General features: G+C 65.0%; 17 protein-coding genes. All 17 read right to left on the minus strand.

Annotation, left to right across the window (positions count from 1 at the left end):
• Window position 1: 1 nt before the first annotated feature.
• The 17 genes from mreC to pstS all read right to left on the minus strand — a co-directional run bounded on the left by mreC (window position 2) and on the right by pstS (window position 17649).
• On the minus strand, window positions 2-1075 hold the full coding sequence (gene mreC / locus VGQ44_03765) for a rod shape-determining protein MreC (GenBank protein ID HEV8445904.1): 1074 nt from the start codon (window positions 1073-1075) through the stop codon (window positions 2-4).
• Between the two features lie 18 nt (window positions 1076-1093).
• Window positions 1094-2131 carry a rod shape-determining protein gene (locus VGQ44_03770; GenBank protein ID HEV8445905.1) on the minus strand — a complete coding sequence of 346 codons (1038 nt, stop codon included), beginning with the start codon at window positions 2129-2131 and terminating at the stop codon, window positions 1094-1096.
• Window positions 2132-2159: 28 nt separating this feature from the next.
• The gene (gene ald / locus VGQ44_03775) at window positions 2160-3275 is read right to left on the minus strand and encodes an alanine dehydrogenase (protein ID HEV8445906.1); all 1116 of its coding nucleotides are present in this window, start codon (window positions 3273-3275) and stop codon (window positions 2160-2162) included.
• Between the two features lie 142 nt (window positions 3276-3417).
• Window positions 3418-4704, minus strand: a complete 1287-nt coding sequence (locus tag VGQ44_03780; GenBank protein HEV8445907.1) for a pitrilysin family protein — start codon at window positions 4702-4704, stop codon at window positions 3418-3420.
• Entirely contained in the window at window positions 4701-6935 is a 2235-nt protein-coding gene (locus tag VGQ44_03785) for a polyribonucleotide nucleotidyltransferase (GenBank protein ID HEV8445908.1), read from the minus strand. The genes VGQ44_03780 and VGQ44_03785 overlap by 4 nt, the downstream gene beginning before the upstream one ends.
• A gap of 111 nt (window positions 6936-7046) precedes the next feature.
• Window positions 7047-7307: a 30S ribosomal protein S15 gene (gene rpsO, locus VGQ44_03790; protein ID HEV8445909.1), complete on the minus strand. Its 261-nt coding sequence runs from the start codon at window positions 7305-7307 to the stop codon at window positions 7047-7049.
• 125 nt (window positions 7308-7432) lie between these two features.
• Window positions 7433-8878, minus strand: a complete 1446-nt coding sequence (gene rseP, locus VGQ44_03795; GenBank protein HEV8445910.1) for an RIP metalloprotease RseP — start codon at window positions 8876-8878, stop codon at window positions 7433-7435.
• The gene (gene dxr / locus VGQ44_03800; GenBank protein ID HEV8445911.1) at window positions 8872-10026 is read right to left on the minus strand and encodes a 1-deoxy-D-xylulose-5-phosphate reductoisomerase; all 1155 of its coding nucleotides are present in this window, start codon (window positions 10024-10026) and stop codon (window positions 8872-8874) included. Before dxr ends, rseP begins: the two co-directional genes overlap by 7 nt.
• Complete coding sequence (locus tag VGQ44_03805) at window positions 10023-10940, minus strand: phosphatidate cytidylyltransferase (protein ID HEV8445912.1); 918 nt, start codon at window positions 10938-10940, stop codon at window positions 10023-10025. Before VGQ44_03805 ends, dxr begins: the two co-directional genes overlap by 4 nt.
• Before the next feature lie 7 nt (window positions 10941-10947).
• Window positions 10948-11502, minus strand: coding sequence for a ribosome recycling factor (gene frr, locus VGQ44_03810; GenBank protein HEV8445913.1), 555 nt, complete (start codon window positions 11500-11502; stop codon window positions 10948-10950).
• A complete protein-coding gene (gene pyrH, locus VGQ44_03815) occupies window positions 11499-12212 on the minus strand; it encodes a UMP kinase (GenBank protein HEV8445914.1) in 714 nt (237 codons plus the stop codon). The genes frr and pyrH overlap by 4 nt, the downstream gene beginning before the upstream one ends.
• Window positions 12213-12261: 49 nt before the next feature.
• Window positions 12262-12861 (minus strand): translation elongation factor Ts, encoded by a 600-nt coding sequence (gene tsf, locus VGQ44_03820; protein ID HEV8445915.1) that lies wholly within the window; start codon window positions 12859-12861, stop codon window positions 12262-12264.
• Between the two features lie 120 nt (window positions 12862-12981).
• Window positions 12982-13902, minus strand: a complete 921-nt coding sequence (gene rpsB / locus VGQ44_03825; GenBank protein HEV8445916.1) for a 30S ribosomal protein S2 — start codon at window positions 13900-13902, stop codon at window positions 12982-12984.
• Window positions 13903-14113: 211 nt separating this feature from the next.
• Window positions 14114-14500, minus strand: coding sequence for a 30S ribosomal protein S9 (gene rpsI / locus VGQ44_03830; GenBank protein ID HEV8445917.1), 387 nt, complete (start codon window positions 14498-14500; stop codon window positions 14114-14116).
• A gap of 11 nt (window positions 14501-14511) precedes the next feature.
• Window positions 14512-15108 (minus strand): 50S ribosomal protein L13, encoded by a 597-nt coding sequence (gene rplM, locus VGQ44_03835; GenBank protein HEV8445918.1) that lies wholly within the window; start codon window positions 15106-15108, stop codon window positions 14512-14514.
• A gap of 140 nt (window positions 15109-15248) precedes the next feature.
• Window positions 15249-16586 (minus strand): hypothetical protein, encoded by a 1338-nt coding sequence (locus tag VGQ44_03840; protein HEV8445919.1) that lies wholly within the window; start codon window positions 16584-16586, stop codon window positions 15249-15251.
• Window positions 16587-16623: 37 nt separating this feature from the next.
• The gene (pstS, locus tag VGQ44_03845) at window positions 16624-17649 is read right to left on the minus strand and encodes a phosphate ABC transporter substrate-binding protein PstS (GenBank protein ID HEV8445920.1); all 1026 of its coding nucleotides are present in this window, start codon (window positions 17647-17649) and stop codon (window positions 16624-16626) included.
• Window positions 17650-17658 lie beyond the last annotated feature (9 nt).

Consider the following 17658-nt stretch of genomic DNA (forward strand, 5'->3'; position numbering starts at 1 on the left):
CTTACGGCCGCCTGACGCTGTCGGGGGGGGGACGGGATTTCACGGAGTCGGGGCGCGCTCGGTTTGGCACCGACATGCCGAGGGATCGAAGGGCCGAGTCTACCGCCGCCTGGCGCAGCGAATCGAGCGCGGTGGCGCGAGCGCGAGCGTCGGCCGCCGCGGCCCGCTTGGCGAGCGAGTCTCCCGCCGTCGCGATACGCTTCGAGGCGGAATCAGCGTTCATCGCCGACGCCGCGCCCCAGATGTTGCCGGTTCCCTGCGAGATGCGCTTTGGCGTGAGAATCAGCACCGTCGTCACCTGCGACGGGGTCACCGCCGGACGCACGAGATACGTTCGCGTCCACACTTCCGACGTCTTGAGCTCGACGACGATCGTGCCGATCGTGATGCCGCGCGGGAACGTTCCGCCGAGCCCGGACGTGTAGATCGTCGTTCCGGGCTTGAGTTGGATCTTGGTGGGGACGCCGCGCATCTCGAGCATGTAGGCGTCGCTCCCGCTCCCGCGCTGCGCGTGCGGGTAGATGATCCCGAACGTCGAGCCGTCCACCGCCATCGCGCTCGCGCGGAAGTCGGGATTCGTGTAGAGGATCGCGATGCTCATCGTCGGGTCGGCGGTCTGGATCGTGCCGACCAACCCTTCCGGTGCGACGACCGGGCTGTAGCGCGTGACGCCGGCGGTGCTTCCCGCTGTGAGCGTGAGCGTCGTGACGAGCTGTTCGCTCGGCGCGGTGCCGCGCAGCGCGTCCGCGGGCACGAAGCCCCACTCGAGGCGCGAGCCCAGTCCGAGAATCCGCCGCAGCTGGTCGTTCTCGACTTGGAGCGCCTGTGAGTTCATGGTGCGCATCACGACGGAATCGACCGCCATCTGCCGGGCGTCGTTCGTGACGTAGGCGACGCGCCAACGTTCGGCGCCGCGCTGCAACCCGACGAGCGGCGCGACGACGGTTCGGCGCAGCGCGCTGGCGATCGGCTCGCGGTCTTGGTCCCGGAGCACGATGGCGATGAACGACAATCCGACGCACGCGATCAGAAGACCGGCGTCGACTCGATTGCCAAGGCGTGCAGGGTTTGCCACCGGTGTGTCCCGCCTACCTCACGCGCTGAGGACGGACCAGTACTTTTCCTCGTCGTCGAGAATCCGACCCGTTCCTCGTACGACACACGTCAGCGGGTCTTCGTCGACGTGAATTGGCAGGCTCGTTTCCTGGCTGAGCAGCAGGTCGAGGCCGCGAATGAGCGCGCCCCCACCCGTCATGACGATGCCGCGGTCGACGATGTCGCTGGCCAACTCGGGCGGCGTGATTTCGAGCGCGCGCCGCACGGCGTCGACGATCTGCTGAATCGGTTCCTGGATCGCCTCGCGAATTTCGCTGGAGTGCACGCGAACCGTCTTCGGGATGCCGGAGACCAGGTCGCGCCCCTTCACTTCCATCTCGCGGTCGTCCCCGACCGGGGCCGCCGACCCAATCGTGATCTTGATCTGCTCGGCGGTCGGCTCGCCGATGAGCAGGTTGTAGTTCTTGCGCATGAACTGAACGATCGAGATGTCGAGCTCGTCGCCGCCGGTGCGGATCGAGGTGTCGCTCACGATGCCGGAGAGCGCGATGACCGCGATCTCGGTCGTTCCCCCGCCGATGTCGATCACCATGTTGCCCGTCGGAGTCTCCACCGGCAGCCCCACTCCGATCGCGGCTGCCATCGGCTCGGCGACCATGAACACTTCCTTGGCGCCGGCGCCCAGAGCCGAGTCGCGCACGGCGCGCTTCTCGACCTCGGTGATGCCCGATGGTACACAGACGATGACGCGCGGTTTCACCTTGAACACGTGGTTCTCGATGATGAGCGTGAGGAAGTACCGCAACATCTTTTCCGTCACGTCGAAGTCGGCAATAACGCCGTCTTTCATCGGGCGCACGGCGATGACGCCGTCCGGGGTTCGGCCGAGCATTCGCTTGGCCTCGAGCCCGACGCCCTTGATCTTCTTGGTCTCCCGGTCGATCGCGACGACGGAGGGTTCGTTCAGGACGATGCCTTCACCCTTCACATAGATGAGGGTGTTGGCGGTCCCGAGGTCGACTCCGATCGCGTTTGCGGGAAAGAGTGAGCCCGCTTTGAGGAAAGGCCAGCGCATTCCCTTCAAGGTATTGAGGCGTCAGTACTTAGGAAATGAAACCGGAAGGATTTTCGTAAGTCAACCCAAACGCTTCGGCGACGCCCGGATACGTGACGTGGCCGTCCGTCATGTTGAGCCCCTTCAGCAGCGCCGAATTGTCGCGCAGCGCCTGCTTCCATCCCTTGTTCGCCAGCTGGACCGCGTACGGCAGCGTCGCGTTCGTCAGAGCGAGCGTGGACGTCCTGGGCACGCCGCCCGGCATGTTGGCCACGCCGTAGTGGATGATCCCGTCGACGACGTAGGTAGGGTTCTCGTGCGTGGTAGCCTTGATCGTCTCGACGCACCCGCCCTGGTCGATCGCCACGTCCACGATGACCGCCCCCGCCTGCATTCGCTTGAGATCCTCCCGGCGAACGAGCTTGGGCGCCTTGGCCCCGGGGATGAGCACGCCCCCGACGACCAGATCGGCCGTCTCGATCTGCTCCAGGATGTTTTGTCGGTTCGAGTGGATCATCACGCAGTTGGCGGGCATTACGTCGGATAGGTAACGAAGACGCTCGAGCGACAGATCTAGTATCGTCACCTTGGCGCCGAGCCCCGCGGCCATCTTCGCCGCGTTGATTCCGACGGTGCCGCCGCCGAGGATCACGACCTTGGCGGGAGCGACGCCGGGGACTCCACCCAGAAGGACTCCTCGGCCGCCGTAGAGTTTCTCCAAATATTTGGCCCCCTCCTGGACGGCCATCCGGCCCGCGACTTCGGACATCGGGGTCAGGAGCGGCAGCTCGTGGGTCGGGAGCTCCACCGTCTCGTACGCCACGCAGGTGGCCCCGCTGGCGATGTGGGCCTTGGTGAGCTTTTCGTCGGCGGCGAAGTGGAAATAGGTGAAGATCAGCTGGCCCCGGCGCATGTGCCGCCATTCGCGCTCGATGGGCTCCTTCACCTTCATGATCATTTCGCTCTCGCGCCACACGGTGGCCGCGTCGGGAGCGATCGAGGCGCCGACCGCCGTGTAGTCCTTGTCGGCAAAGCCACTTCCGAGCCCGGCCCCTTCTTCGATCGACACGGAATGTCCAGCCGCTACCAAGGCCTCAGCGCCCGCGGGCACGAGCGCGATGCGGTTCTCGTTGGTCTTGATCTCTTTCGGGACGCCGATCTTCATGGTGGTCGTGTGCTGTGCGGAGGACGAGTCTTTCGTTTCGGTCACTGGTCACCGGTCACCGGTCACCGGAAACGCTGGTTCCGGATACCGGTGACCGGAAACCGGAGACCTGAGTTCGATACCAACCTAATCAACCACGCGGTCAATCTGTCCCTTTTGGCCCCAGACTTACGACGGTCATGCGTTCGGGGGCGAAGTAGGCGCGTGCGACGCGGCTCACGTCGTCGACGGAAATGGCGTCGATGAGAGCCAAAACCTCGTCCAGCGTGCGATAGGGCTCGTCGTAGAGCTCCACGGAGGCGGCGCGGTACATACGCGACGACACACTCTCGAGCGACAGCGTGACCTGCCCCTTGAGCTGCTGGCGGCCCATCGCGACCTCGTCGGCGGGGAGCCCCTCGCTCACGACCTGGCGGAGCTCGTGCCGAATCGCGTCTAGCGCCGCACCGGCGGATTCCGGAGCCGTCGCCACGTACACCCCGTGCATGCCGCTGTCGGCGTGGAACGACTGGAAGGTGTAAATGGCGTAGGCGAGTCCCATCTCCTCGCGCACGCGCTGAAAGAGGCGTGAGCTCATCCCGCCGCCAAGCAACGTGCTGAGGAGCAGGAACGGAAATCGTTCCGGATCGGAGTGCGAGACGCCGGTGCAGCCGGCGACGACGTGCGTCTGCGCGCCGTCGCGTGAAATGTGCACGGTGGTCGGTGCCGACGCCGTCGGCGTCGGTGAGACGAGCGGCGATGCGTCGCCGCTCTGGGCGTCGGTCCAGCCGGTGCGCGCGAGCACCTCGAGCAGCCGGTCGTGTTCGACGTTTCCCGACGCGGCCACGACGACGTGCCCTGGATGATACGCTCGCGCGTGAAGCTCCTTCAGCTCCGGTACGCCGAGCGCGTTGACCGTGTCGCGCGTGCCGAGGATCGAGTAGCCGTAGGGATGGTTCCCCCAGAGGGCTTCGTTATGAATCTCGAATACGAGATCGTCGGGCGTGTCTTCGACCATCCCGATCTCCTCGAGAATCACTTTGCGCTCGAGGGTGAGATCGGAGGCGCGCAACGTCGGGCGGAACACGATGTCGGCGATCACGTCGGCCGCCTCCGTCAGATGTTCGTCGAGGACGCGCCCCTGGTACACCGTGTGTTCACGCGAGGTATACGCGTCGAGCGAACCGCCCAGCGCCTCGAGTGACAGCGCGATCTCGTGCGCGCTTCGGCGCCTCGTCCCCTTGAACACCATGTGCTCGAGCAGGTGCGACACGCCCATCCTCTCCCGCGGCTCGTGCAGCGAGGCGGCGCGCACCCATGCGCCGAACGACACGGACCGCACTCCAGGCATGTGCTCCGAGAGTACGGTCAGTCCGTTGGGCAGAACTGTTCGATGCAGTCCGCTTCCGCCGTCGCGCGAAGCGGAGCCGATCACCAGCGAGGAGCTCACTCCCGACGCGAGCGTTCCCCGCCCCGCGATCCGCGGCGCGGACGTCCGCCACGATCACCGCGTTCGCCACGGTCGCCGCCTTCACGGCGACCGCCCTGCTCCCCGCCGCCGTTGCCCGGCTCGGGCTCCGGCATCCCTTCAGGCCGCGGCAAGAGCGCCTTCATCGACAGACGGAGCCGTCCGCGTTCGTCGCGGTCGATGAGCTTGACCTTCACGCGGTCGCCCTTCTTGACCACGTCCTCGGTCTTCTCGGTGCGCTCGTGGCGCATCTCCGAGATGTGCACGAGCCCTTCGGTGCCCGGCATGATCTCCACGAACGCGCCGAACGGCGTCGTCGTCTTGACCATACCCTCGTACGTCTCGCCGACGACCGGCTCGGCGGTGAGAGCCTGAACCATTTGACGCGCGCGTTCCATCGACTCCCCGCCGACAGCGGCGATCGTCACCAGACCGGTGTCATCGACCGTGAGCTCGGCGCCCGTCTCGTCCTGAATCCCACGAATCGTCTTGCCCTTCGGTCCGATGAGATCGCCGATCTTCTCGGGGCTGATCTGCATCGTGACGATGCGCGGCGCGAATGGCGAAAGATCCGGACGCGCCGCGGTGAGCGCTTTGTCCATCTCGCCGAGGATGTGAAGGCGGCCTTCCTTCGCCTGCGCGAGCGCCTCTTTCATGATGCTCAGATCGAGTCCCTCGATCTTGATGTCCATCTGAATCGAGGTGATCCCGGTCTTCGTGCCGGCGACCTTGAAGTCCATGTCGCCGAGGTGATCCTCGGTGCCGAGGATGTCGGTGAGGATCGCGTACTTCTTCCCTTCCTTGATGAGGCCCATCGCCACGCCGGCCACGGCCGAACGAATCGGCACGCCGGCGTCGAAGAGCGCGAGCGAGCCGCCGCACACCGATGCCATCGACGACGAGCCGTTCGACTCGAGAATGTCGGAGACGATGCGGATCGTGTACGGGAACTCGTCGAACGCGGGGAGCACCCCCTGCAGCGCGCGCTCAGCGAGGTTGCCGTGGCCGATCTCGCGACGCGAGGTGCCGCGCATCGGACGCACTTCGCCCGTCGAGAACGGCGGGAAGTTGTAGTGCAGCATGAACGACTTGGTCGACTCTTTCGGCTCGTTCACGGTCTCGTAGCGCTGCACGTCGTTCGCGGTACCCAGCGTCGCCGCGACGAGCGCCTGCGTCTGCCCGCGGGTGAAGAGCGCCGAGCCGTGGGCACGCGGAATCACGCTGGTGTCGATCGTGATCGGGCGGACTTCGTTCGGCTTGCGGCCGTCCACCCGGTGACCGCTCTCGAGCACCTGGGAGCGAAGCTGGTTGTATTCGACGTCGCCGAGCAGCGACTTGATGTCCTTGCTGCCGTCCGGGAAATCGACGAGCAGCTGCGTCTGAATCTCCTGCTTCACCCGCTCGACCGCGGCGATGCGCCCGTGCTTGTCCTTCTGATTGAGCGCGTCCTTGATCTTGCCGTTGGCGAGATCCTGCACCTTGGCGTGGAGCGTGTGATCGATCGGCGCCTTCGTCCACTCCATCTTGGCGGGCCGCTCGCTGGCCATCGCTTTGAACAGCTCTTCCTGCGCGGCGATCAGCTCGCGGATGCCCTTCTGCGCGACGGTGAGCGCTTCGACGACGTCTTCTTCGCTCACCTCGAGCGCGCCGCCTTCGACCATGTTGATCGAGTCGGCGGAGCCGGCGACCACGAGCTCCATGTCGCTGTAGGCGAGCTGCTCGTACGTCGGGTTGAGCACCCACTTGTCCTGGATGCGGCCGATGCGCGTCGCGGCGACGGGCGTCGTGAACGGAATCTTCGACGCGTTGAGCGCGGCCGACGCGGCGACGAGCGCGAGCACGTCGGGCGCGTTCTCCTGGTCGGCCGAGATCACGTAGATGAAGACCTGGACTTCGTTCTTGAAGCCCTCGGGAAAGAGCGGGCGAACAGAACGATCGACAATCCGCGCCGATAAGATCTCGGTGTCGCTCGGCCGGCCTTCGCGCTTGATGTAGCCGCCGGGGATCTTTCCGGCGGCGTAGGTCTTCTCGCGGTACTCCACGAGAAGCGGGAAGAAGTCGAGCGGGCTCTGCGTGTCGCTCACGGTGACGGCGGCGAGCACCATCGTGTCGCCGAATTGAACGAGCGCGGAACCGGCGGCCTGCTTGGCCATGCGCCCGGTCTCGATGACGAGGCGGCGCCCGGCGAAGGTCTTTTCAACGCGATGCATCATTGCTTGTGTGCCTGAGTGCGGCTGAGATCAGCCTGGAAAAAAATTGACGACAATGACAAAACGCGCGGGTCGCACCGAGTGTGCGCCCGCGCGGTTATGCTCGTCCGCCGGTCAGTAGCGGAGTCCGAGCTCTGAAACGGTCTGTCGGTATCCGGAGACATCCGTGCGCTTCATGTAGTTCAGTAGACGGCGGCGTTTGCCTACCATCTTGAGGAGCCCACGTCGGCCGTGGTGATCCTTCTTGTGCGCGCGGAAATGGTCTTCCAGAAACCTGATGCGCTCGGTGAGCAACGCCACCTGAACGCGCGTCGATCCAGTGTCCGTCTCGTGCGACTTGTACTTCTGGATCGTCGAACCCTTTGCAAAAGCCATGTGCTGGTGTGTCCCGATGTCTCCGCCGGCCTGGCGGCGTGTCTGTTTTCGTTGACAGCTGAGAAGGTTAAGCGCGCTGGGACCCGTTGTAAAGGGGCCGCTTGCAACGCCTTACGCGACACGACTCAAGCGCCGAAGAGGTGCTGAATCCAGCCGAAGAAGCTCACGAATCCCGCGCGGGTGTCGTTGTACATCACGATCACGAACAACAGCGCGATCGCCAGCAACCCAAAGCGCAGGATGTACTCGCGCGTCCGAAGACTGAACGGACTCCCCTTCGCCGATTCCAGAACGTTGATCAGGATTTGACCGCCGTCCAAAATCGGAATCGGGAGCAGGTTGAGCACCGCGACGTTGATGCTCAACAGCACGATCAGGTAGAGCACCTTGTCGAATCCCAGCCCCGCCGCCGTCACCGCTTGTCGCGTGATCGCGATCGGACCGCCGAGCTCCGAAACCGACCGCTGACCGCTGCCGATCTGGTGCAACACGGTGAACACGCCGCCCGCATCGGACTTCGTCTTTCTCGCGCCCCACCGGAACGCGCCCGCGAGGTTCACCGACGACACGTACACAGGATTCTTCGCGCCCGCGCCGATCTTGCCAACGGTCTTCGAACGCGACGTCGCCGAATCCGTTTCGGTGACGGCCTTCGGAGTGATGTGCAGCGTGTCCGTGGCCGCGCCGCGGCGCACGACGAAATCGATCGAGTGCTCCGCCGACGGTGACACGCGATCGACGATGTCGCTCCACGAGCGCACCGGCGCGCCCCCGACGCTCACAACCGAGTCACCTTCGCGCAGTCCGCCGGCCATCGCGCGATCGTTCGGGAACACCGTGTCGATCACGGGCGGCAGGAACGGAACCAGCGACTCGAGCACCGTCACGGGCGTCGTCGCGTCGGCGAGCGGCACCAAAACGCGTCCGCGTTGCGTCGTCAGCTCGACCGACCCCGCCGACTCGAGCACCTTCTCGTCCACCTCGTCCCAGTCGCGGACGGTGTGCCCATTCACGGCGACGATCGAGTCACCGGATTGCAGCTGCGCGAGAGCCGGAACGGACGATGGCGCGCGAACGGCGCCAACGACCGACGCCGGATAAACGACGACACCGTAGTGCAGAGCGATCCACGTCGCGACCGCCACGGCGAGCACCGTGTTCATCGCCACGCCGGCGCTCATGATGACCACGCGCGCCCAGAGCGGCTTGCTCTCGAACCAGCGATCCTCCGGCACCTTCTTGGGTCCGAACGGGATCATCGCGTTCGGATCGTAGTCCGGATCGTTCTCGGTGCGGGCGGTTCCTTCCTCCGTGCCTCCCTCGAGAAACGCGGTCTCCGCATCGTGGCGGGACGCCATGCGCACGTAGCCGCCGAGCGGCAACCATGCGAGCACGTATTCGGTCTCGCCGCGGCGCTTGCGGAAGATGGCCGGTCCGAAGCCGATCGAAAACCGCGGCGCATAGACGCCGAGTGCCTTCGCCGCGATGAAGTGTCCGAACTCGTGAACGAAAATCACGAGGCCGAAGACCAACACCGGCGCGAGAATCGCCTGAACAACGTGACCTAGCATCCGAACCGTTCCTTCACATGAGCACGCGCCGCCGCGTCGGCGGCGAGGATCGCGTCGCGATTGTCGCCGCCGACGTGGCTGAGCGAGTCCAGCGTATCACGAATCGCCGGACCGATCTCGGCGAACCGGATTCGTCCCGACAGGAAAAGTGCCACGGCCGCCTCGTTCGCGGCATTGAACACCGCCGGCGCGACCCCTCCGCGCCGGCCCGCGGCGACCCCCAGCGCGAACGCCGGAAACCGCTCCACCGAGAGCGGCTCGAAGGTGAGCGGCGACAGCGCGACCGGGTCAAAAGGTGGTACCCCCGAGTCCGGAACGCGGTCCGGATGCGTGAGGGCATAAAGCACGGGAAGCTCCATGCTTGGCACCCCCAGCTGTGCGAGCACGCTGCCGTCGACGAACTCGACCATCGAGTGGACGACACTCTGCGGATGTACGACGACCTCGATCTTGTCGTACGGCAGCCCGAAGAGGAAGTGCGCCTCGATGACCTCGAGCGCCTTGTTCGCCAGCGTGGCGCAGTCGACCGTGATCTTCCGCCCCATCCGCCACGTCGGGTGCCGAAGAGCGTCCTCGAGCGTCGCGCGCTCCAGTCGTTCACCGCTCCATCCGCGGAACGGCCCGCCCGACGCGGTGATGATGATTCTCCGAACCTCGACGCCCGGCTTGCCCGTGATGCACTGCAAAATCGCGCTGTGCTCGCTGTCCACCGGGATGATTTCGCCGCCGCCCGTCCGGCACGCCTCGGTCACGAGCGGCCCGCCCATGACCAGCGTTTCCTTGTTGGCGAGCGCGACGCGCTTTCCGGCGCTCAGCGCGGCGAGCGTCGCTTCGAGTCCGGCCGCGCCGACGACGGCGTTGAGGACGATGTCCACGTCGTCGCGCCGCGCGGCGTCGACGAGACACGACTCGCCGAGGTGCCAGCCCGGGTGCGATGCGGCGCCGCCTCCGTTGCCGACGATGCCGACGAAATTCGGCGCGAAGCGATCGGCCTGTTCGGCGAGCAGACGCGCGTTGTCGTATGCCGTGAGCGCGGCCACGCGAAAGCGATCGCGCTGGCGCTCGAGCACACGGAGCGCGGTTGTACCGATCGACCCCGTCGACCCGAGGATCGCGACGCCACGAGGGCGATCGGACGCCGCGGTCATGACGGCGCCCACGTCAGCAACCAACCGAAAAGGACGTACGAGACGGGAAACACAAATAGAAGACTATCGACGCGGTCGAGGACACCGCCGTGGCCGGGAATGAGGGTCGAACTGTCCTTGACCCCCGCATCGCGCTTGAGCAACGACTCGGCGATGTCGCCGATCTGAGCGACGATGCTCACCACGATGCCGTACGCGATGACGCCGACCGGCGCCGAGCGGAAATCGAGATGCGCGGCGGGACGCAGCAACCATCGCACGAGCACCCAGGATACGAGCACGCTGGCGATCAATCCCCCGATTGTACCCTCGATCGTCTTTCCCGGGCTCACCGAAGGAATGAGCTTGTGCTTCCCCATCGTGCGCCCGACGACGTAGGCGCCCGTGTCCGACGCCCAAGTCGCCAACACGGGAACGAGGAGCAACAGGCCGCCCGACGCGACCGAGAAGCTCCAGCCGCCCAGCGTGACGGCGGCCGGCGCGAACGCGTAGTCGTGATAGCGGATGCCGTAGGCGAAGCTGAGCATCCCGCCCGTGTACGCCGCGCCGAAGATCGTGGCGCCCACCGCGCCGATCGGCTTTCCGGTCACGCCGCGCAGCCAGATCGCCAGCGTCAGCACGACGAGCATGGCGATCGACGCCAGCGACAGGACGCCGATCGATGCGTCCGGATCGTACAGGTGCAGAAAGCGCGCGTGTACGACGAGCGGCGTCAGTCCGGCGATGACGACTCCCGCGTTGTCGATCGGCGTCAGCCCGGTCGCGCGCGCCATGCGAAAGAATTCCGACGCCGCGAGCGCCGAGGCGATGGCGAGGAGCGCCGCGAGCGGCGCTCCGCCGTACAACACGATGGCAACCGCGATCGGCGCGGCGACGACGCCAAATGCTACGCGGCGCGCGAGCTCGGAGCTCAAACGGTGCTCACACTTCCATGATCTCGGCTTCTTTCGCCTTGATCAGCTCGTCCACTTTGTGGATGTAATCGTCGTGCAGCTTCTGGAGGTCCTTCTCGGCGTGCTTGACGTCGTCCTCCGAAACGCCGGCGAGCTTCTTGAGCGCTTCGCGCGCGTGCGTGCGCGCGTGACGGATCGCGACCCTCCCTTCTTCCGCGTATTTGTGAACGACTTTCACCAGCTCCTTGCGGCGCTGTTCGTTCATCGCCGGAAGCGGAACGCGGATGATCGCGCCCTGCGCGGACGGCTCGAGACCCAGCTCGGCCTCGCGGATCGCCTTTTCGACGATCTTGATCTGGCTCTTGTCGAACGGAGTCACGATGAGCACGCGCGGCTCCGGCGCGTTGATCGTCGCGACCTGGTTGAGCTGCATCTGCTGCCCGTACATCTCGACGCGAACGGTGTCGAGCATGTTGGGGCTGGCTTTGCCGGAGCGCACGGACGAGAACTCGTGCTTCACGTGCGCGATGTCCTTGTCCATGCCGGCGCGAGCGTCCTTCAGCGTTTGTTGGATGTTGCTCATCGAACCAGGGTGCCGACCCGTTCGCCGCGGATCGCCGCGACGACCGAGCCCGGACGGTGGATGTTGAGAACGATCAGCGGAAGCGCGTTCTCGCGGCAGAGCGTGATCGCCGTCTGATCGATCACTTTGAGCTCCTCCACGATCACATCGCGGAAGCTGATCTCGTCGTAGAACTTCGCGTTCGGTTCGCGCTTCGGGTCCGCCGAGTAGACGCCCTCCACGCTCGTCGCTTTGATGATGACGTTCGCCTTGATCTGAATCGCGCGCAATACCGCCGCGGTGTCCGTGGAGAAGTACGGATTGCCCGTACCGCCGGCGAAGATGACCAGGCGCCCCTTCTCGAGGTGGCGGACCGCGCGTCGGCGAATGTACGGCTCCGCCAACTCCTCCATGCGGATCGCCGTCATGACGCGCGTGTCCACGCCGCGGCGCTCGAGCACGTCCTGCAGCGCGAGCGCGTTGATCACCGTGCCGAGCATGCCCATGTAATCGGCGGCGACGCGATCCATGCCGGTCTTCGACAGTTGCGAACCGCGCACGATGTTGCCGCCGCCGATCACCAGGCCGACGGATGCTCCGGTGCTCAACACGGAAACGACTTCGTCGGCGAGTCGACTCACCGTATCGAAGTCGTATCCGAAACCCTTGTCGCCGGCCAAGGCTTCGCCGGACAGTTTCAGCAAGACGCGCGGGTATTTCAGCTCTGGCATGCGGGTGTGTTCATCCCTCGTGTCAGCGTCCGAATGTTGCCCTCCCGACTTACGCTCCCAGCTGATACCGCACGAACCGGCGAACCTTGACGTTCTCGCCCGTCTTGGCCGAGACCTCTTTCACCAGATCGCCGATCGTCTTGGCGGTGTCGCGCACCCAAGCCTGGTGCAGCAGCGCGACGTCCTTATAGAACGCCTGCACCTTCCCCTCGACGATCTTGTCGATGAGATGGTCCGGCTTACCCTCCGCCTTCACCTGCTCGGTGAAGATGCGGCGCTCGGAGTCGATCTTCTCCTGCGGGATCGATTCCTTGTCGATGGCGATCGGGTCGGCGGCGGCGATGTGCTCCGCGAGGTACTTCCCCAGCTGCTGGAAGTCCTCGGTGCGCGCCACGAAGTCCGTCTCGCAGTTCACCTCGACCAGCACGGCGATCTTGCCGTTGTGGTGGACGTAGTTGGCGATGACGCCTTCCATGGTCTGCCTCCCCGCGCGCTTCTCGGCCTTCGCGGCGCCCTTCGAGCGCAGCAACTCCACGGCCCTGTCGAGATTTCCTTCGGTCTCCTCGAGGGCCTTCTTGCAATCCATCATGCCGGCGCCGGTCTTCTCGCGCAGCGCGGCAACGTCTTTGGCGGTGATCGTAGCAGTCATTGTCGGATACCAGTCAGACAAAAAGTTCAGACAGAAGTGTACTTGGTCATGGAAACGCCGCCGGCAACGAGTCCGGCGGCGGCGGGTGATACGGTCGGTTGGAGACAACCGGTCAGAGGATTACCCCTCCGACGCCTCCGCGCTCCCCTCTCCCCCTGCTTCCGCGCCCGCTCCGCCCTCGCCCGGTCCCTTGAGTCGCGCCGCGATCGCCTCGGGCTTGGCGCGGCGGCGGCGTGGACGGCGACGACGACGGCGATCTTCTTCGCCGGCCGGCTCCGCGCCACGGTCCGAGCTGTACGTGTAGCTCTCGCCCTCTTCGACCTCTTCGCGGACCGGCGCCTCGCGGCGGGCCTCGATGACGGCGTCGGCGATCGCTTTCGTGATCAGCTCGACCGAACGAATCGCGTCGTCGTTGCCGGCGATCGGCACCGTGATGAGATCCGGATCGGCGTTCGTGTCGACGATGGCGATCATCGGAATGCCGAGCTTGTTCGCCTCGTTCACGGCGATGCGCTCTTTCTTCGAGTCCACGACGAAGAGAATGCCCGGCAGCCGCGTCATGTTGCGAATGCCGTAGAGATACTTCGAGAGCTTCTCGCGCTCACGCCGAAGCATGAGCTGTTCCTTCTTCGTGTAGTTCTCGAACTCGCCGCCTTCCTCGCCGCCCGTCTCCAGCTCCTTCATGCGGCGCACCTGCTTCTTCACCGTCTGGAAGTTGGTGAGCAGGCCGCCGAGCCAGCGCTCGGTGATGTAGAGCGCGCCGGCGCGTTCGGCTTCCGTCTTCACGAGGCTCGCCAGCTGCGGCTTCGTGCACACGAAGAGCACGTGCTCTCCGCGCAGCACGACATCGCGCGCCAGCTTCTGAGCCAGATCGATCTGCCGAAGGGTCTTCTGCAGGTCGATGATGTGGATGCCGTTGCGCTCGGCGAAGATGAACCGGCGCATCTTCGGATTCCACCGACGGGTCTGGTGGCCGAAGTGCACGCCGGCGGCAAGAAGCGCCTCGAGCGTGGGTGAATGCGAGTTTTGCTGATCTGCCATGCGAAACGAACCTCGTTTGGTTTTTTGTCGTCGGGTGTCTTCACCGCTCGGCCGACCGGAGAAATCCGGCACCCGGCCACTGCTCGAACACCCTGTGAAATCCGGTGGACCGGGGGACCGGTAGACCGGCGGACCGCAACTGCAACCTCGGACCTGCGTCCTCGATGCTGCGTCGTGACCGGTCCACCTGTCCACCGGTCCACCCGTCCGCCTACCGTTTCGAGAACTGGAACCGCTTACGGGCCTTCGGACGGCCCGGTTTCTTGCGCTCGACCGAGCGTGCGTCGCGCGTGAGCAGACCGAGGTCGCGCAGCTTGCGCCGATGCGCCTCGTCGATCTTCACCAGCGCACGAGCCACCGCGAGACGGAGCGCGCCGGCCTGACCGGTCTGCCCGCCGCCGTCCACGTTCGCCCGGACGTCGAAGCGGCCGAGCGTGTCGGTCGCGACGAACGCCTGCTGGATCGCGCTCACGAGCGCGGCCCGCGGGAAGTAGTCGCCGAGCGTCCGGCCGTTCACATCCCACTTGCCCGAGCCGGGCTTCACGAACACACGACAGACGGCTTCCTTGCGGCGGCCGATCGCGTGAATGGATTGCATGTCGGCCATTGCTACTTCTCGCTCTTTTTGAAGGTCAACGGCGTCGGCTGCTGCGCGGCATGCGGATGGTCGGCACCCGCGAACACGCGCAGTTTGCGCCGCAGCACCTGACGGCCGAGCGCCGTCTTCGGCAGCATACCGTGGACCGCTTTCTCGATCACGCGCTCGGGATGCTTGGCGAGCATCGTGCCGAACGGCGTGAATCGCTCGTGCCCCATGTAGCCCGTGTGACGAAAGTATTGCTTCTGCTCACTCTTCTTGCCGGTCACCTTCACCTTCGACGCGTTGATCACGATGACGTTGTCACCGGTATCCATGTGCGGGGTGAAGATCGGTTTGTGCTTGCCGCGGATGACACGCGCGACCTCGGCGGCGAGGCGCCCGAGCACCATGCCGTCCGCATCGACGATGAACCACCGCTGCTCGATGTCGCGCGGCGTGGCGGAAAACGTTTTCATTGATCCGACGAACTGATGTGGGTCCAGCGCCTCACCGGTGCGTAGTGCAACCCGGGTCTCGGCAAGGCCGGCTAAGGCCTTTTTTGACAGACCTTTAAGGTAGATAGGCGCAGAGAGAGTGTCAATCTGAAAACTGCGGTCACCGGTCACTGGTCTCCGGTCACCGGTCACCGGGAACTGATTAGAGGCTCGATGGCAGGCAGCGAGCGCGACGGCCCGGCGCGAACCGCCGGGCCGTCGTTGCCCCTTTGCGTTTCGGTGACCGGTGACCGGCCACCTGATACCGTGCCCTAGAAATTCACCACGAAATGCAGGAAGAAGATCGACGACGTCGGGGTCGGGCGAACGTTCGTCCCGATCGCCAGCGGAAAATCGGTCGGCGTCTGGTTCTGATAGTCCGCCGTCAGCGTGATTTTCTGGTTCACATCGTACGAGGCGCCGAGGACCCAGAAATTGTAGGCCGGCGTGTCCCCACCATAGTTGGCCGCACCGGGGACGCTCGAGCTCGGATCGGTCTGCGGCGTGAAGTGGTCGAACCGCGCGACCAGGCTGAACGGCGAGTGCTGCGACGGATTGAAAACCTCGACCGGACGAATGAAGAGGAAGCCGTCGAAGACCCGACCCGTCGAGTCGTGCACGACGCGCGGGCTCGCGACCGTGTTGCCGCCGTTATCGCTCTCGTCGCGGCGCTGGGCGAACTGTAGGCCGGCGGTCAGTCGGCAGCGCCCGCCATTTCGCATGTCGCAAATCGTGGAATCCTTCATCGCCGCGAACACGCCGAAGCGATTGCGGGACATGCAGTCCGTGATGGCGCCGTTGGTGCCCGGTCCGACCTGTCCCGCGCCGCCGGACTGGAACGCACTGCCGTTGCACCCCAAGTATCCCCACGGCGTGATCGAGATGTTGCGAATGTAGCTGTTGAGGTTCTGATCGTGCCCGAACGGCGTGATCGACGCTCGAATGCCGAAATCTTTGAACCGGTTCGTTCCGACCGCCTGCGCCTGGCCGGCGGCTCCCGGGTTGTCGTACGAGGTGTAGCCGCTGCCGTTCGTGATCGTGCCATAGATCTCGCCCCAGCGGTTGCCAAGCGTGGCGACCCCGGCGAGACCCATGTCGGACGACGAGAAGAATCCGTTCTTCTCGATGGCCGTCTGCTGCAGATACCGCGGCCAAAACTGCTCCTCGTAGTCGATCATCACCGTGTGCAACAAGCCGAGTCGACCGACCAAACTCGAGCCCGTCCCGAATTCGTTCCTCAGACCCGTGTACTGCAGGTACGCGTACTTCGCCCGAATGACCCAGCCCTGGTAGTAGGTGTTCTGCGCGGGATTCGTGTTTTGGAATACATCAGTCGTGATACGAATCGCGCCGTTCTCCCCGGCCGGCATACGGAACGTGAGGTAGGCGCGGCCGAGGTCGAACAGGTTCGGGCTCGAGCCACCCAGATTTGCCTTCGACGCCGAATCCGTCTTGATCTGCCAGTTGCCGAAAATGACGCCGGAGAAATCGAATCCCGCGGTCGCGGGCGGAGCTGAAGGTGCGGTTGGCGTCTGCGCGCCCGCGAGGAAAGAGAGGAAGGCGGGCGCGGCGACGCCGCCGGCAAGGAATCGCAGGAAGGAGGGTTTCATTAGGAAAGTTTGTGGGGGAGTTGCGCCTGACTGCGACCTACTTGACCGAAGCGATGCGCTTGTCGAGAATCGCGACGACGTTGGGCGGAAGCGGAGCGTAGTTCAGCGCCTCCACTTCTTTTTCACCGTCGTGCAGGGCCCACTTCAAGAAGTCGGTGAACTTCTTGGCCTTCGCTGCATCCGCCCACTTCTCGGGGACCAACAGGTACGTGAACGACGCGATCGGATAGGCATCCGGCGCCGGTGAGTTCACGATCGACACGCGGAAGTCCGTCGTCGGCGGCAGCTTTGCCGCGACGCCCGCGGCGGCAGCCGTGACCGACGCGATCGATGGCTCGACGAAATTGCCGGCCGCGTTCTTGAGCGCCGCGAAGGGAACTTTGTTCTCTTTGGCGTACGCGAGCTCGACGTAGCCAATCGATCCGGGGAGCTGCCGAACCTGACCCATGACGCCGGCGTTCTGAGCCCCCCCGAGCCCGACCGCCCACTTCACGTCTTTACCCTTGCCCGGTCCCGATGCCCACGCGGGGCTCACCGCCGTGAGGTAGTCGGTGAAGATGTACGTCGTGCCGCTCGCGTCCGTGCGATGCACCACGAGAATGTCCTTGTTCGGCAGCGCGACGCCCTTGTTCAGCGCGGCGATCTCGGGCGCATTCCATTTGGTGACCTTGCCGAGGAAGATGTCGGCGACCACCGGACCGGTCAGCATGAGCTGCTTCGTGACTTCCGGCAGGTTGTACGTGATGACGACCGCGCCAAGCACCGTCGGGATGTGAAGCGCGGGAGTCTTCAGCGCGGCGATTTCCGCATCGCTCATCGGAGCGTCGCTCGCGCCAAAGTCGACGGTTCCTTCCTGCAGTGCCTTGATTCCGCCGCCGGAACCGATGCCCTGATAGTTGATCGCGACACCCTTCGCGGTCTTGTACTCGTTGAACCACTTGTTGTAGATCGGCTGCGGGAACGTGGCACCAGCACCGTTCAGATCCTGCGCACTGCACGCTGGCGTGGCGGCCATCATCACGGCGGCCGCGGCGCCGATGAGTTTGCCAAGTCGTTCGATCACGTCTGCTCC

The sequence above is a fragment of the Gemmatimonadaceae bacterium genome (assembly GCA_036003045.1).
Lineage (GTDB): Bacteria > Gemmatimonadota > Gemmatimonadetes > Gemmatimonadales > Gemmatimonadaceae > JAQBQB01.

What these genes read in the sequence shown, in the direction of transcription:
- rpsO (HEV8445909.1), bottom strand. Translation starts at nt 7,307, where the DNA reads ATGGCTTTTGCAAAGGGTTCGACGATCCAGAAGTACAAGTCGCACGAG.
- frr (HEV8445913.1), bottom strand. Translation starts at nt 11,502, where the DNA reads ATGAGCAACATCCAACAAACGCTGAAGGACGCTCGCGCCGGCATGGAC.
- tsf (HEV8445915.1), bottom strand. Translation starts at nt 12,861, where the DNA reads ATGACTGCTACGATCACCGCCAAAGACGTTGCCGCGCTGCGCGAGAAG.
- rpsI (HEV8445917.1), bottom strand. Translation starts at nt 14,500, where the DNA reads ATGCAATCCATTCACGCGATCGGCCGCCGCAAGGAAGCCGTCTGTCGT.
- rpsB (HEV8445916.1), bottom strand. Translation starts at nt 13,902, where the DNA reads ATGGCAGATCAGCAAAACTCGCATTCACCCACGCTCGAGGCGCTTCTT.
- VGQ44_03840 (HEV8445919.1), bottom strand. Translation starts at nt 16,586, where the DNA reads ATGAAACCCTCCTTCCTGCGATTCCTTGCCGGCGGCGTCGCCGCGCCC.
- dxr (HEV8445911.1), bottom strand. Translation starts at nt 10,026, where the DNA reads ATGACCGCGGCGTCCGATCGCCCTCGTGGCGTCGCGATCCTCGGGTCG.
- ald (HEV8445906.1), bottom strand. Translation starts at nt 3,275, where the DNA reads ATGAAGATCGGCGTCCCGAAAGAGATCAAGACCAACGAGAACCGCATC.
- pyrH (HEV8445914.1), bottom strand. Translation starts at nt 12,212, where the DNA reads ATGCCAGAGCTGAAATACCCGCGCGTCTTGCTGAAACTGTCCGGCGAA.
- VGQ44_03785 (HEV8445908.1), bottom strand. Translation starts at nt 6,935, where the DNA reads ATGATGCATCGCGTTGAAAAGACCTTCGCCGGGCGCCGCCTCGTCATC.
- rseP (HEV8445910.1), bottom strand. Translation starts at nt 8,878, where the DNA reads ATGCTAGGTCACGTTGTTCAGGCGATTCTCGCGCCGGTGTTGGTCTTC.
- VGQ44_03770 (HEV8445905.1), bottom strand. Translation starts at nt 2,131, where the DNA reads ATGCGCTGGCCTTTCCTCAAAGCGGGCTCACTCTTTCCCGCAAACGCG.